This is a genomic window from Streptomyces sp. NPDC033845, from assembly GCF_055576225.1.
Genome location: NZ_JBVIRI010000001.1, coordinates 293,627 through 307,876, shown reverse-complemented (window position 1 = coordinate 307,876; position 14,250 = coordinate 293,627). Strand labels below are relative to the sequence as shown.

The following is a 14,250-nucleotide window of genomic DNA, read 5'->3' as shown; positions in this document are numbered from 1 at the left end:
ATCAGTCGTCGCATCGCGGTCCGCGGGGTGACGACACGTAATCGAGGCGAGAGGCCTTCGACGTGGCAGCACCGCAGAACTACCTCGCAGTCATCAAGGTCATCGGTGTCGGCGGCGGTGGTGTCAATGCCATCAACCGAATGATCGAGGTCGGTCTCAAGGGCGTCGAGTTCATCGCCATCAACACGGACGCGCAGGCGCTGTTGATGAGCGATGCCGACGTCAAGCTCGACGTCGGCCGGGAACTCACCCGCGGCCTCGGCGCCGGCGCCAACCCGGCAGTCGGTCGCAAGGCGGCAGAGGACCACCGTGAGGAGATCGAGGAGGTCCTCAAGGGGGCCGACATGGTCTTCGTCACCGCCGGCGAGGGCGGCGGCACCGGCACCGGCGGCGCCCCCGTGGTCGCCAACATCGCGCGCTCCCTGGGCGCCCTGACGATCGGTGTGGTCACCCGGCCGTTCACCTTCGAGGGCCGGCGCCGCGCCAACCAGGCGGAGGACGGCATCGCCGAGCTCCGCGAAGAGGTCGACACCCTCATCGTCATCCCCAACGACCGGCTGCTGTCCATCTCGGACCGCCAGGTCAGCGTGCTCGACGCCTTCAAGTCGGCCGACCAGGTGCTGCTCAGCGGTGTGCAGGGCATCACCGACCTGATCACCACCCCGGGTCTGATCAACCTCGACTTCGCCGACGTCAAGTCCGTGATGTCCGAGGCCGGCTCCGCCCTGATGGGCATCGGCTCGGCCCGCGGCGACGACCGCGCGGTGGCCGCCGCCGAGATGGCGATCTCCTCGCCGCTGCTGGAGGCCTCCATCGACGGCGCCCGCGGGGTGCTGCTCTCCATCTCCGGCGGCTCCGACCTGGGCCTCTTCGAGATCAACGAGGCCGCCCAACTGGTCAGCGAGGCCGCGCACCCCGAGGCCAACATCATCTTCGGCGCGGTCATCGACGACGCGCTGGGCGACGAGGTCCGGGTCACCGTGATCGCCGCCGGGTTCGACGGCGGACAGCCGCCGGCCCGCCGGGACAACGTGATCGGCGCCGCCTCCACCAAGCGCGAGGAGCCCGCCGCCCCGGTTCGCGCGGCCGAGCCGCCGCGGCCCGCCTTCGGCGGACTCGGCTCGGTCACCCCGCGCGAGGAGCCCCCGGCCCCGGTCGAGGCGGCCCCGCTGGCCGAGGAGCGGCAGACCACCACCGCTCCGCCCGTGCCGTCGGCCCGTCCCTACCAGGACAGCCCGGCGGAGGAACTGGACGTTCCGGACTTCTTGAAGTGACGATAGTCCGACAGACCGTGGGCGGCGCCCACTTCGCCTTCACCGACCGGTGGGGCGGGGTGAGCGCCGTTCCGTACGAGGAGCTCAATCTCGGCGGCGCGGTCGGGGACGACCCGGCCGCGGTCCGGGAGAACCGGGCCCGCGCCGCGCGGGAGCTGGACCTGTCCCCGGACCGGGTGGTCTGGATGAACCAGGTGCACGGCCGGGAGGTGGCCGTGGTCGACGGCCCCTGGGACCCGGACCGGCCGATCCCCGCGGTGGACGCGCTGGTGACCGCCCGTCGGGGACCGGCCCTCGCGGTGCTCACCGCCGACTGCGTCCCGGTCCTGCTGGCCGACCCGGTCGCCGGGGTCGTCGCCGCCGCCCACGCGGGTCGGCCCGGACTGGTCGCGGGGGTGGTGCCCGCCGCCGTCGAGGCCATGATCGCCCTCGGGGCGGACCCCGCCCGGATGGTGGCCCTCACCGGACCGGCCGTCTGCGGCCGCTGCTACGAGGTGCCGGCCGAGATGCGCGAGGAGGTCTCCGCGCTGGTGCCGGCCGCCCGGGCCGAGACGAGCTGGGGGACCCCGGCCGTGGACGTGGTCGCCGGAGTGCACGCCCAGCTCGCGGAGGCGGGGGTGGCCGACGCCCGCCGATCCCCGGTCTGCACACTGGAGTCGCGGGATCACTTCTCGTACCGCCGCGACCGGGTGACCGGCCGGCTGGCGGGATACGTCTTCCTGGAAGCTGCCGAATGATGACCGAACGTGGGGCCGAGCTCGCCGCCAACCTGGCGCGGGTGGAGGAGCGCATCGCCACCGCCTGCGCGGCGGCCGGCCGTGCGCGGGAGGAGGTGACCCTGATCGTGGTCACCAAGACCCACCCGGCGAGCGATGTACGACTGCTGGCGGAGCTGGGGGTCCGTCATGTGGCGGAGAACCGCGACCAGGACGCCGCCCCCAAGGCCGCCGCCTGTGCGGATCTGCCGCTGACCTGGCACTTCGTCGGCCAGTTGCAGACCAACAAAGTCCGTTCGGTGGCGGGATACGCGCAGCTGGTGCAGTCCGTCGACCGGGCCCGGCTGGTGGACGCCCTCTCCGCCGAGGCCGTCAAGACCGGCCGGGAGCTCGGCTGTCTGGTGCAGATCGCGCTGGACGCGGAGTCGGGGGAGCGGGGTTCGCGCGGCGGCGCCGCCCCGGACCTGCTGGGGGAGTTGGCGGACCGGATCGCCGGGGCCCCCGGACTGCGGCTGGACGGGCTGATGACGGTGGCCCCGCTCGCCGGTCCCTACGCGGGACGCGAACAGGCCGCTTTCGAGCGGTTGGTGGAATTGTCAACAGGCCTGCGCGCACACCATCCGGCTGCCACGATGGTGTCGGCGGGGATGAGCGCGGACCTGGAACAGGCCGTGGCGGCCGGGGCGACACATGTACGCGTCGGCACTGCGGTACTCGGCGCGAGACCCCGGCTCGGGTAACGTCGCGGAGAAAGTCGGACCACAGCAGAAAATATGGTCATTCCCGCTGATGGGCGGGCAGGCCGCGTGGATCGTGGGCAGTTGGTGACATTTGTGACACTGCGCCATTTGTCGGTGGACGATCCACCACAGAGCGGAGGACTCGGAGAATGGCCGGCGCAATGCGCAAGATGGCGGTCTACCTCGGCCTCGTGGAGGACGACCGGTACGACAGCCCCGGATACGACCCGGATGACGAGTTCGAGCCGGAGCCGGAGCCCGAGCGCCCCCGCGACCGGGACCGCCGGCAACAGCCGGTGCACCAACCGCCCGTAACGGACGAACCGGTGCGAATTGCTCAGCCGCCGGCGCCCCGTGAACCGATTCCCCTACCGCTGGAAAGCGGACGTTCCGTACGAATGGCCCCCGTGGCATCCATCACACCCGAACGCTCGAACCTGGAGAAGAACGCCCCCGTGATCATGCCCAAGGTCGTGTCCGAGCGGGAGCCCTACCGCATCACGACGCTGCACCCCAGGACCTACAACGAGGCCCGTACCATCGGGGAACACTTCCGCGAGGGCACCCCCGTGATCATGAACCTGACCGAGATGGACGACACCGACGCGAAGCGTCTGGTCGACTTCGCGGCGGGTCTGGTGTTCGGTCTGCACGGCAGCATTGAACGCGTGACACAGAAGGTGTTCCTGCTGTCGCCTGCTAACGTCGATGTCACGGCGGAGGACAAGGCCCGCATCGCGGAGGGCGGGTTCTTCAACCAGAGCTAGACCGGACAGGCGAGAACACGGGGAGAGGGAAGCACGGAATGGGTGTCGCACTGCAGGTGGTCTACATCGCGCTGATGTGCTTCCTCATCGTGCTGATCTTCCGACTGGTCATGGACTACGTCTTCCAGTTCGCACGGTCATGGGAACCGGGCAAGGCGATGGTGGTCGTTCTGGAGGCCACCTACACTGTCACCGATCCACCGCTCAAGCTTCTGCGGCGATTCATCCCGCCGTTGCGTCTCGGGGGCGTGGCACTCGACCTGTCCTTCTTCGTGCTGATGATCATCGTTTACGTCCTGATCAGCATCGTGAGCAACCTTGCGAGCGGCGTGTGAACGATGATGCTCCCCGCCTGCGTGGCGGGGATGGTCCCGATACGGTCTTGCCGACTGCCGACGACTACGTAGAGGTGAAGAAGAGATGCCGCTGACCCCTGAGGACGTGCGGAACAAGCAGTTCACGACCGTCCGTCTCCGAGAAGGCTATGACGAGGACGAGGTCGATGCCTTCCTCGACGAGGTCGAGGCCGAACTGACGCGCCTGCTGCGCGAGAACGAGGACCTGCGCGCCAAGCTGGCCGCGGCGACCCGGGCCGCCGCGCAGAACCAGCAGCAGCAGGGCATGCGCAAGCCGGAGCCCCAGGACCAGCGAGGTCCGGGCGGACCCGTGCCCGCGGCCATATCCGGCCCGCCGGTCCAGCAGGGTCCCCCGCAGATGGGCCCGCCGCAGCTCCCGCCGGGCCCCGGTGGCCAGGGCCAGCAGGGTCCCGGCCCGATGGGCGGTCCCATGGGCGGTCCCATGCAGCAGCACCCGATGGCCGGCAACCAGTCGATGGGCGGCCAGAACCCCCTCGGCCAGCAGATGCAGCCGATGGGCCAGCAGCAGCAGATGGGCCAGCCGATGGGTCAGCCCATGGGCCAGCAGATGCAGCCGATGGGTCAGCAGCAGCAGATGGGCCAGCCGATGGGTCAGCCCATGGGCCAGCAGATGCAGCCGATGGGCCACCAGCCCCCGCAGCTGCCGCAGCCCGGCCAGGGCCCCGGCGGCGACAGCGCCGCCCGTGTGCTCTCGCTCGCCCAGCAGACCGCCGACCAGGCCATCGCGGAGGCCCGTTCCGAGGCCAACAAGATCGTCGGCGAGGCCCGGTCGCGCGCCGAGGGCCTGGAGCGGGACGCCCGCGCCAAGGCGGACGCGCTGGAGCGGGACGCGCAGGAGAAGCACCGCGTCGCGATGGGCTCCCTGGAGTCCGCCCGCGCCACGCTGGAGCGCAAGGTCGAGGACCTGCGGGGCTTCGAGCGTGAGTACCGCACCCGTCTGAAGTCCTACCTGGAGTCGCAGCTGCGTCAGCTGGAGACCCAGGCCGACGACTCGCTCGCCCCGCCGCGCACCCCGGCCACCGCCTCGCTGCCGCCGTCCCCGGCGCCGTCGATGGCTCCGGCCGGCGCGATGGGCCACTCCGGGCACTCGGGCCACTCCATGGGCGCCCCGTCGCCGATGGCGCCCCCGTCCCCGATGGGCGGCGGCCCCTCCTACGGTGGCGGCCAGCAGCAGATGTCCCCGGCGATGACCCAGCCGATGGCTCCGGTCCGTCCGGCCGCTCCGCAGCCGATGCAGCAGGCTCCCTCTCCGATGCGGGGCTTCCTGATCGACGAGGACGACAACTAGGCGCCGCGCCGCACGGTCGGCAGTCGTTCGGCAGGGCCGGGCCCGGTTCCCCTCAGGGGGGCCGGGCCCGGCCCTTTGCCGTGTCCCCGTGTCCGGCCCCCTTGAGGGAATCGGCGGGCCAGGTACGCCGGTGGCCCGAAACGCCGGTGGCCCGGCCCCCCGTGGGGAGACCGGGCCACCGGGCCGGGAGTGCTACGCCTTGCGGAGACGGAAGGTCAGTCCCAGGCCCTCGTCCGTGAAGGGGTCGCCGTAGGAGGCGTCGGGCTCACCGGCCGCGTAGTCCGTGCACAGCACCTCGTCCGCGATCAGGGCGGCGTGGTCGGTCAGCGCCCGGACCACCTCGGGGTCGGTGGCCGACCAGCGCAGGGCGATCCGGTCCGCGACGTCCAGCCCGGAGTTCTTGCGGGCCTCCTGGATCAGCCGGATCGCGTCCCGGGCCAGACCGGCCAGCCGCAGCTCCGGGGTGACCTCCAGGTCCAGGGCCACCGTGGCGCCCTGGTCGGAGGCCACCGACCAGCCCTCGCGCGGGGTCTCGGTGATGATGACCTCCTCCGGGGAGAGGGTCACCTCCTCGCCGTTCACGGTCACCGCGGCCGTCCCGGCGCGCAGCGCCTGGGACAGGGCGGCGGCGTCGGCGGCCGCCACGGCCTTGGCGACGTCCTGCACCCCCTTGCCGAACCGCTTGCCCAGGGCACGGAAGTTGGCCTTCGCGGTGGTGTCCACCAGCGAACCGCCCACCTCGGAGAGCGAGGCCAGCGAGGCCACGTTCAGCTCCTCGGTGATCTGGGCCCGCAGCTCCGGGCCCAGGGTGTCGAAGCCCGCCGCCCCGACCAGCGCGCGGGACAGCGGCTGCCGGGTCTTGACCCCCGACTCGGCGCGGGTGGCCCGGCCCAGCTCCACCAGCCGGCGCACCAGCAGCATCTGCCGGGAGAGCTCCGGGTCGATCGCCGCGGTGTCGGCGACCGGCCAGGTCGACAGGTGCACCGACTCCGGGGCCTGCGGGTCCACCGGGACCACCATGTCCTGCCAGACCCGCTCGGTGATGAAGGGGGTCAGCGGGGCCAGCAGCCGGGTGACGGTCTCCACGACCTCGTGCAGGGTCCGCAGCGCGGCCGCGTCCCCCTGCCAGAACCGCCGGCGGGAGCGGCGCACGTACCAGTTGGACAGGTCGTCCACGAAGGAGGACAGGAGCTTGCCGGCGCGCTGGGTGTCGTACGCCTCCATCGCCTCCGTCACCTCCGCCACCAGGGTGTGCAGCTCGGACAGCAGCCACCGGTCGAGGACCGTGCGGTCGGCGGGGGCCGGATCGGCCGCCGAGGGCGCCCAGTTGGAGGTTCGGGCGTACAGGGCCTGGAAGGCGACGGTGTTCCAGTAGGTGAGGAGGGTCTTGCGGACCACCTCCTGGATGGTGCCGTGGCCGACCCGGCGGGCCGCCCACGGGGAGCCGCCGGCCGCCATGAACCAGCGGACGGCGTCCGCCCCGTGCTGGTCCATCAGCGGGATCGGCTGGAGGATGTTGCCCAGGTGCTTGGACATCTTGCGGCCGTCCTCGGCGAGGATGTGGCCCAGGCAGACCACGTTCTCGTAGGAGGACTTGTCGAAGACGAGGGTGCCGACCGCCATCAGGGTGTAGAACCACCCGCGGGTCTGGTCGATGGCCTCCGAGATGAACTGCGCCGGGTAGCGCTTCTCGAAGAGCTCCTTGTTCTTGTACGGGTAGCCGTACTGCGCGAACGGCATCGAACCCGAGTCGTACCAGGCGTCGATGACCTCGGGGACGCGGACGGCCTCCAGCGAGCAGCCCTCGTGCGTGCAGGGGAAGGTGACCGCGTCGATGTACGGGCGGTGCGGGTCCAGCTCCGAGTGGTCCTGCCCGGACAGCTCGGAGAGCTCGGCGCGGGAGCCCACGCAGGTGAGGTGGTCCTCCTCGCAGCGCCAGATCGGCAGCGGGGTGCCCCAGTACCGGTTCCGGGACAGCGCCCAGTCGATGTTGTTGTTCAGCCAGTCGCCGAAGCGGCCCTGCTTGACCGAGTCGGGGAACCAGTTGGTCTTCTCGTTCTCCCGCAGCATCGCGTCCTTGACGGCGGTGGTGCGGACGTACCAGGAGGGCTGCGCGTAGTAGAGCAGCGCGGTGTGGCAGCGCCAGCAGTGCGGGTAGCTGTGCTCGTAGGCGATGTGCTTGAAGAGCAGGCCGCGGGCGTCGAGGTCGGCGGTCAGCTTCTCGTCGGCCTTCTTGAAGAACACCCCGCCGACCAGCGGGACCTCCTCCTCGAAGGTGCCGTCGGGGCGGACCGGGTTCACCACGGGCAGGCCGTAGGAGCGGCAGACCGCGAGGTCGTCGGCGCCGAAGGCGGGGGACTGGTGGACCAGACCGGTGCCGTCCTCGGTGGTGACGTACTCGGCGTTCACCACGTAGTGGGCGGGCTCGGGGAACTCGACGAGGGAGAACGGGCGCTCGTACGTCCAGCGCTCCATCTCCTTGCCGGTGAAGGACTCGCCGGTGGTGACCCAGTCCTCGCCGAGGGACTTCTCCAGCAGCGGCTCGGCGACGACCAGCTTCTCCTCCCCGTTGGTGGCCACCACGTAGGTGACCTCGGGGTGGGCGGCCACGGCCGTGTTGGACACCAGGGTCCAGGGGGTGGTCGTCCAGACCAGCAGCGCGGCCCGGCCGGCGAGCGGGCCGGAGGTGAGCGGGAAGCGGACGTAGACGGAGGGGTCGACGACCGTCTCGTAGCCCTGGGCCAGCTCGTGGTCGGAGAGGCCGGTGCCGCAGCGGGGGCACCAGGGGGCGACCCGGTGGTCCTGGGTGAGCAGCCCCTTGCCGAAGATCTCCTTCAGGGACCACCAGACGGACTCCACGTACTCGGGGTCCATGGTCCGGTAGGCGTCGTCCAGGTCCACCCAGTAGCCCATGCGCGTGGTGAGCTCGGCGAAGGCGTCGGTGTGGCGGGTCACCGACTCCCGGCACTTCGCGTTGAACTCGGCGATGCCGTAGGCCTCGATGTCCTTCTTGCCGTTGAAGCCCAGTTCCTTCTCCACGGCGAGCTCCACGGGCAGGCCGTGGCAGTCCCAGCCGGCCTTGCGGGCCACGTGGTAGCCGCGCATGGTGCGGAAGCGGGGGAAGACGTCCTTGAAGACGCGGGCCTCGATGTGGTGCGCGCCGGGCATGCCGTTGGCGGTCGGCGGGCCTTCGTAGAAGACCCATTCCGGGCGGCCCTCGGACTGCTCCAGGGTCTTGGCGAAGGTCCTGCTCTCCTGCCAGAACTCCAGGACGGCGTGTTCCAGGGCGGGCAGGTCCACCTGGGCGGGGACCGGGCGGTACTGCGGCGGTGTGGTCATGAGGCTGAACTCTTCCTCCGGCGGGGTGTCACTTCCGTCCGGAGGGACGAGAGCTTCGGCGCTCCCGCGGTACCACCCTCCTTGGCCGCCGGAACGGGTCCGGTGGCCCCCTCATTAGGGGTGCGAGCCGGTTCTACTCGCCCCACGGCACTCCGTGCGGGCTTTCTTCCGGCGGCTCCGGGGTGATCCTTCGCATCGCGCTCGCCCCCGGGCTCGCACCGTCCCCGGGTCGCTCCTGGCTGCGTACGACGCTACTCGTCCCCATCCATGCCTTTCGCTGGGCCCAGTGTACGGGCCCGGTGGCGGCTCGGCAGCCCGGTTTGCCGGTGACCCGAATGGTCCGACGGGGGCCCTCGGGTCCGGGCGCGGATTACCGGGGCGGCAGTTGGGCACAACGCTTGCAGGCCGGTCCCGGCGGAGGTCCGCCCCGTTGCCGCGGGTCCGGGGCCGATTTATCGTCCCAGCACGATTTGCGTGCAAGATCACCATATGTGAAGGGGCCGCAGTCATGGTGGCGAAGAAGCAGGCGACGCCGGCCGAGAAGGCCCCCGCCAAGCGTGCCGCGGGCAAGAAGGCCGCTCCGGCGGCGGAGCAGACCGAGACGGGAGCCGGGAACGTGGTGGCGAAGAAGAGCACGGGCACCAGCAGGGCCAGGAAGACCGCCACGGCGGCCACCAGCGGGCTGCCCAAGTCCCGGGGGCCGGCGGAGCTGGCGGTCCGGCCGGGGGAGGAGCCCTGGAGCCCCGAGGAGGTGGTGGAGGCCCGGACCGAGCTGGAGAGCGAGATCCTGCGGCTGCGGGCCGAGCTGCTCGCCTCCGAGCAGGCCATCTCCGGTCTGATGCGGGACGGCGGCGGCGGGGCCGGGGACGACGAGGCCGACACCGGCAGCAAGAACATCACCCGCGAGCACGAGATCTCGCTGGCCTCCAACGCCCGCGAGATGCTGGAGCAGACCGAGCGGGCCCTGGAGCGGCTGGAGGCGGGCACCTACGGGCTCTGCGAGAACTGCGGGCAGCCCATCGGGAAGGCCCGGATGCAGGCGTTCCCGCGGGCCATCCTGTGCGTGGAGTGCAAGCAGAAGCAGGAGCGCCGGCACTAGCGGGTGTCCGGCGGAGCGGTGACGTACCCTCGTCTGGAGTTGTCGGGCCAGGACGAGGGACGCACGTGGCAGAGGCGGAGCGCATCATCGGTACGCCGGAGGCAGAGGACGGCACCGAGCCGGAGTCCGGGCAGCCCGCGGGGCGGCGCCGGATCGTCGCGCTGCTGGTGGTCGCGCTGCTCGCGTACCTCCTGGACCTGGGCAGCAAGATGCTCGTGGTCGCGAAGCTGGAGCACCGGGAGCCCATCGAGATCGTCGGGGACCTGCTGAAGTTCGAGGCGGTCCGCAACCCGGGTGCCGCCTTCGGCTTCGGCGAGGCCTTCACGATCATCTTCACCTGTATCGCGGCCGCCGTGATCGTGGTCATCGTGCGGCTCGCGCGCAAGCTCTACAGCCTGCCCTGGGCCATCGCGCTGGGCCTGCTGCTCGGCGGGGCGCTGGGCAACCTCACCGACCGGATCTTCCGTTCCCCGGGCGTGTTCCGGGGCGCGGTGGTGGACTTCATCGCCCCCGCGCACTTCGCCGTCTTCAACCTGGCCGACTCGGCGATCGTGTGCGGCGGCATCCTGATCGTGCTGCTCTCCTTCCGGGGGCTGGACCCCGACGGCACGGTCCACAAGGACTGACAAGGCATACTCGACGGGTGAGCACAGTTCCCGAGATCCGCACCCTGCCCGTTCCCGATGGCCTCGAAGGCGAGCGCGTCGACGCCGCGATCGCCCGTATGTTCGGATTTTCCCGGACGAAGGCGGCCGAGCTCGCGGCCTCTGGGAAGGTGTCGGTCGACGGCAGTGTGGTCGGGAAGTCCGAGCGCGTGCACGGCGGCGCCTGGCTCGAAGTCGAGATGCCCGCGCCCCCGCGCCCCGTGGAGGTCGTCGCCGAGCCCGTCGAGGGCATGGAGATCATCCACGACGACGAGGACATCGTCGTCATCATGAAGCCGGTCGGCGTCGCCGCCCACCCCAGCCCCGGCTGGACCGGCACCACCGTCATCGGGGGCCTGGCCGCGGCCGGCTACCGGATCTCCACCTCCGGCGCCGCCGAACGCCAGGGCATCGTGCACCGCCTCGACGTCGGCACCTCCGGTCTGATGACCGTCGCCAAGTCGGAGCGGGCCTACACCTCGCTGAAGAACCAGTTCCGCGAGCGGATCGTAGACAAGCGCTACCACGCCCTGGTCCAGGGCCACCCGGACCCGATGAGCGGCACCATCGACGCCCCCATCGGCCGGCACCCCAGCGCCGACTACAAGTGGGCCGTCACCCAGGAGGGCAAGCCCTCCGTCACCCACTACGACCTGATCGAGGCCTTCCGGGCCGCCTCCCTGCTGGACATCAAGCTGGAGACCGGCCGCACCCACCAGATCCGGGTGCACATGTCCGCGCACCGGCACCCCTGCGTCGGCGACCTCACCTACGGCGCCGACCCGACCGTCGCCAAGCGGCTCGGACTGACCCGGCAGTGGCTGCACGCGGTCCGGCTCGGCTTCGAGCACCCGGCGGACGGCCAGTGGGTGGAGTTCGAGAGCGGCTACCCGGCCGACCTCCAGCACGCCCTGGACGTGATCCGCGCGGAGAGCGAGTGACGGCCGCGCCCGGCCGCCCCTACGAGGTCCGCAAGGCCCTCGGCGAGGCGGACCTCGCCGCCTGCTTCGCGGTCCGCACCGAGGTCTTCGTGGTCGAGCAGGGCGTCCCGGAGTCGGTGGAGTACGACGCCTACGACGCCGGGGCCGTGCATGTGCTGGCCCTCGGCCCGGACGGCCCGCTCGGCACCGGACGGCTGCTGTACGGGGAGGCCGCCCGCGGCAAGACCGGCTCACCCGAGGTCGGGGCGCTCGGCCGGCTCGCCGTGCTCAAGGCCGCCCGCGGCCTCGGGGTCGGCGCGGCCCTGGTCCGGGCGATCGAGGCGGAGGCCGCCGGCCTCGGCCTGACCGCCGTGGAACTCGGCGCCCAGACCCATGCCCTGGGCTTCTACGAGCGGCTCGGCTACACGGCGTACGGCCCGGAGTTCGAGGACGCGGGCCTGCCCCACCGCGCCATGCGCCGCACCTTGTAACCCGTCCTGGCAGGGTGGGGGAGTGGATCAGCTCCTCTTGCTCTTCGTGCTGCTGCTGGGCGCCGTCGTCACCGTGCCGCTCGGCGACCGGCTGGGCCTGCCCGCCCCGGTCCTGATGACCATCGCCGGGGTGGTGCTCGCCCTGATCCCGGCGGTGCCCAACGTGGACATCCCGCCCGAGTACATCCTGCCGCTGGTGCTGCCCCCGCTGCTCTACGCCTCCGTGCAGCGCACCTCCTGGCGGCAGTTCGCGGCGAACGTCCGGCCCATCCTGCTGCTGGCCGTGGCCCTGGTGTTCGTCACCACCGCCGCGGTCGCCGGGGTGGCCCACGCGATCGTGCCCGGGCTGCCCATCGCCGCCGCCGTGGCGCTGGGCGCGCTGATCGCCCCGCCCGACCCGGTCGCCGCCACCGCCGTGGCCGGCTCGCTGGGACTGCCCCGCCGGATGGTGTCCATCCTGGAGGGCGAGGGCCTCTTCAACGACGTGACCGCGATCGTGCTCTACCACGTGGCCGTCGCCGCCGCGGTCAGCGGCACCTTCTCCTGGCCCGAGGCGCTCGGCGAGTTCGCCCTCTCCGCGGTGGTCGCGGTCGCCGTCGGACTGGCCCTGGGCTGGGCCGCGAACCGGCTGATGGGCCGGCTCGGGGACGCGACCCTCCAGATCGGGCTGACCCTGCTGGTGCCCTTCGTCGCCTACGTCCTGGCCGAGGAGCTCCAGGGCTCCGGGGTGCTGGCCGTGCTGGTCGCCGCCCTCTTCCTCGCCGAGTACGCCAACGACGCCGACGACGTCCTGGGCCGGCTCGCCGGACACACCTTCTGGGAGGTGGTGGACACCCTGGTCACCGGGGTGGCCTTCGGCCTGATCGGCCTGGAGCTGCACAACGTCTTCGGCACCGCCGAGGGCCGCTGGGCGGAGCTGGCGGCCTGGTCCGGGGCGGTGATCGCGGTGGTGGTCGGGGTCCGGCTGCTCTGGCTGCTCCCGGCGAGCTGGCTGGCCCGCAAACTGCACCGGCACCGCGACTACGAGGAGGAGATCCCGGTCAGCTGGCGGGAGAGCGTGGTCATGTGGTGGGCCGGGATGCGGGGGGTGGCCTCGGTGGCCCTGGCCCTCGCCATCCCGCTGGAGACCGCCGCCGGGGAGCCCTTCCCCGGCCGGGACGTGATCGTCTTCATCGCCTTCGCCGTGATCATGGCCACCCTGGTGGTGCAGGGGCTCACCCTGCCCTGGCTGGTCCGCCGGCTGGGGGTGGCGGCGGACACCGACGCCGAGCAGGAGTTCGCCCGGCGGCTGGCGGTCCGGGCCGCCAAGGCCGCCAAGCGCCGGCTCAAGGAGATCGAGGAGGTCGAGGACCTCCCCGAGGACCTGGTCGAACAGCTCTACCGGCGGGCCTACGACGTGGGGGCGCGGATCAGCCCGGACATGGTCGACGAGGAGCGCCGGGAGGCGTACGCCCAGCGGGTCGCCCGGCTCCACCACGTGCAGCGCATCCAGCGCGAGATGATGTCCGCCGCCCGGCACGAGGTGCTCTCGGCGCGCAGCGAACCGGGCGCGGACCCGGAGGTCGTCGACCGGGTCCTGCGCCACCTGGACGTCCGCAGCCTGCGCGCCCCCTAGGGGGCGGCCGGCGGATCGGGGCGGCCGGGCGGGGGGACGGCCGGGGAGCTGGCGATGCGCGGCAGGGCGTACGGGTGCTCAGCCGCCAGCCAGGCGATCAGGTGCTCCCGGACCGCGCAGCGCAGGGTCCACACCTGGTCCGCGTTCCGTGCCGTGACCAGGGCCCGGACCTCGATGGTGTGCGGGGTGGTCCCGGTCACCACCAGCCCGGAGCTCCGGCCGTCCCACTCCGGGAGCTCCTTGAGCAGGGCGTCCAGCTTCTCGCGGATCAGCGGGACCGGGGCGCTGTGGTCCAGGTGGAGGAAGACGGTGCCGGTCATCTCGGCGCCGCCGCGGGACCAGTTCTCGTACGGCTTGGAGGTGAAGTAGGAGACCGGCATGGTGATCCGGCGCTCGTCCCAGGTGCGGACCACCAGGAAGGTCAGGGTGATCTCCTCGACCGTGCCCCACTCCTTGTCGACCACCACCGTGTCGCCGATCCGGACGGTGTCGCCGAAGGCGATCTGCAGTCCGGCGAACAGGTTGCTCAGGCTGGACTGGGCGGCGATGCCCGCCACGATGCCCAGGACCCCGGCCGAGGCCAGCAGTGAGGTGCCGACGGTCCGCATGGCCGGGAAGGTCAGCAGCATCGAGGCGATGGCCACGACCACCACCACGGCGGTCACCACCCGCATGATCAGCTCGACCTGGGTCCGCACCCGGCGCACCCGGGCCTCGTCGGTGTTCCCGGCCGCGTACCGGCCGTAGGAGGCCTCCACCACGGCGTCGGCGAACCGGACCAGCAGCCAGGCGCCGGCCCCGATCACCAGCAGGGTGAGCAGCTGGCCGAGTCTGCCCTCCGCGTCCAGGAAGGCCTTGACCCCGACGGTGCACAGCAGCACCAGCAGGGGCGGCAGACAACGGCGCAGCAGCAGTGAGCGGAGTACCTTCTCCATGCCGTCGACCGTAACCGACCGCCGTCGGCGGCGGCTGGCACGATG

Annotated in this window: 13 protein-coding genes; 11 read left to right on the top strand and 2 right to left on the bottom strand. The window is 71.8% G+C overall.

What is annotated here, in order from left to right; all coding sequences use genetic code 11:
• Nucleotides 1-62 precede the first annotated feature (62 nt).
• The 6 genes from ftsZ (at nt 63) to ACZ50K_RS01395 (ending at nt 5,162) form a co-directional block, all read left to right on the top strand.
• Nucleotides 63-1,274, top strand: a complete 1,212-nt coding sequence (ftsZ, locus tag ACZ50K_RS01420) for a cell division protein FtsZ (RefSeq protein WP_468895952.1) — start codon at nt 63-65, stop codon at nt 1,272-1,274.
• Nucleotides 1,271-2,011, top strand: coding sequence for a peptidoglycan editing factor PgeF (gene pgeF, locus ACZ50K_RS01415; protein WP_468895949.1), 741 nt, complete (start codon nt 1,271-1,273; stop codon nt 2,009-2,011). The genes ftsZ and pgeF overlap by 4 nt, the downstream gene beginning before the upstream one ends.
• Nucleotides 2,011-2,730: a YggS family pyridoxal phosphate-dependent enzyme gene (locus ACZ50K_RS01410; RefSeq protein ID WP_468897152.1), complete on the top strand. Its 720-nt coding sequence runs from the start codon at nt 2,011-2,013 to the stop codon at nt 2,728-2,730. The genes pgeF and ACZ50K_RS01410 overlap by 1 nt, the downstream gene beginning before the upstream one ends.
• A 149-nt stretch (nt 2,731-2,879) precedes the next feature.
• Entirely contained in the window at nt 2,880-3,497 is a 618-nt protein-coding gene (locus ACZ50K_RS01405) for a cell division protein SepF (RefSeq protein ID WP_468895946.1), read from the top strand.
• Nucleotides 3,498-3,535: 38 nt separating this feature from the next.
• Nucleotides 3,536-3,832 (top strand): YggT family protein, encoded by a 297-nt coding sequence (locus tag ACZ50K_RS01400; protein ID WP_468895943.1) that lies wholly within the window; start codon nt 3,536-3,538, stop codon nt 3,830-3,832.
• Nucleotides 3,833-3,917: 85 nt separating this feature from the next.
• Nucleotides 3,918-5,162 carry a DivIVA domain-containing protein gene (locus ACZ50K_RS01395; RefSeq protein WP_468895940.1) on the top strand — a complete coding sequence of 415 codons (1,245 nt, stop codon included), beginning with the start codon at nt 3,918-3,920 and terminating at the stop codon, nt 5,160-5,162.
• Between the two features lie 192 nt (nt 5,163-5,354).
• On the opposite strand, the gene ileS is transcribed toward ACZ50K_RS01395, so the two are convergent.
• Entirely contained in the window at nt 5,355-8,501 is a 3,147-nt protein-coding gene (ileS, locus tag ACZ50K_RS01390; RefSeq protein ID WP_468895937.1) for an isoleucine--tRNA ligase, read from the bottom strand.
• A 508-nt stretch (nt 8,502-9,009) separates the two neighbouring features.
• On the opposite strand from ileS, the gene ACZ50K_RS01385 reads away from it, so the two are divergent.
• The 5 genes from ACZ50K_RS01385 to ACZ50K_RS01365 all read left to right on the top strand — a co-directional run bounded on the left by ACZ50K_RS01385 (nt 9,010) and on the right by ACZ50K_RS01365 (nt 13,270).
• Nucleotides 9,010-9,600, top strand: coding sequence for a TraR/DksA family transcriptional regulator (locus ACZ50K_RS01385; RefSeq protein WP_468895934.1), 591 nt, complete (start codon nt 9,010-9,012; stop codon nt 9,598-9,600).
• A gap of 65 nt (nt 9,601-9,665) precedes the next feature.
• On the top strand, nt 9,666-10,226 hold the full coding sequence (lspA, locus tag ACZ50K_RS01380) for a signal peptidase II (protein WP_468895931.1): 561 nt from the start codon (nt 9,666-9,668) through the stop codon (nt 10,224-10,226).
• Between the two features lie 17 nt (nt 10,227-10,243).
• Entirely contained in the window at nt 10,244-11,185 is a 942-nt protein-coding gene (locus ACZ50K_RS01375; protein WP_468895928.1) for an RluA family pseudouridine synthase, read from the top strand.
• Entirely contained in the window at nt 11,182-11,655 is a 474-nt protein-coding gene (locus ACZ50K_RS01370; RefSeq protein ID WP_468895925.1) for a GNAT family N-acetyltransferase, read from the top strand. The genes ACZ50K_RS01375 and ACZ50K_RS01370 overlap by 4 nt, the downstream gene beginning before the upstream one ends.
• A 22-nt stretch (nt 11,656-11,677) precedes the next feature.
• Entirely contained in the window at nt 11,678-13,270 is a 1,593-nt protein-coding gene (locus ACZ50K_RS01365; RefSeq protein WP_468895923.1) for a Na+/H+ antiporter, read from the top strand.
• Here the strand turns inward: ACZ50K_RS01365 and ACZ50K_RS01360 are convergent.
• Nucleotides 13,267-14,205: a mechanosensitive ion channel family protein gene (locus tag ACZ50K_RS01360; protein ID WP_468895921.1), complete on the bottom strand. Its 939-nt coding sequence runs from the start codon at nt 14,203-14,205 to the stop codon at nt 13,267-13,269. The two genes, ACZ50K_RS01365 and ACZ50K_RS01360, sit on opposite strands and share 4 nt — an antisense overlap.
• Between the last annotated feature and the right edge of the window lie 45 nt (nt 14,206-14,250).

Bases quoted from the DNA above. Each gene is read 5' to 3' on its own strand.
- ACZ50K_RS01385 (WP_468895934.1), top strand. From the start codon at position 9,010: ATGGTGGCGAAGAAGCAGGCGACGCCGGCCGAGAAGGCCCCCGCCAAG.
- ileS (WP_468895937.1), bottom strand. From the start codon at position 8,501: ATGACCACACCGCCGCAGTACCGCCCGGTCCCCGCCCAGGTGGACCTG.
- ACZ50K_RS01410 (WP_468897152.1), top strand. From the start codon at position 2,011: ATGACCGAACGTGGGGCCGAGCTCGCCGCCAACCTGGCGCGGGTGGAG.
- ACZ50K_RS01405 (WP_468895946.1), top strand. From the start codon at position 2,880: ATGGCCGGCGCAATGCGCAAGATGGCGGTCTACCTCGGCCTCGTGGAG.
- ACZ50K_RS01400 (WP_468895943.1), top strand. From the start codon at position 3,536: ATGGGTGTCGCACTGCAGGTGGTCTACATCGCGCTGATGTGCTTCCTC.
- ACZ50K_RS01395 (WP_468895940.1), top strand. From the start codon at position 3,918: ATGCCGCTGACCCCTGAGGACGTGCGGAACAAGCAGTTCACGACCGTC.
- ACZ50K_RS01360 (WP_468895921.1), bottom strand. From the start codon at position 14,205: ATGGAGAAGGTACTCCGCTCACTGCTGCTGCGCCGTTGTCTGCCGCCC.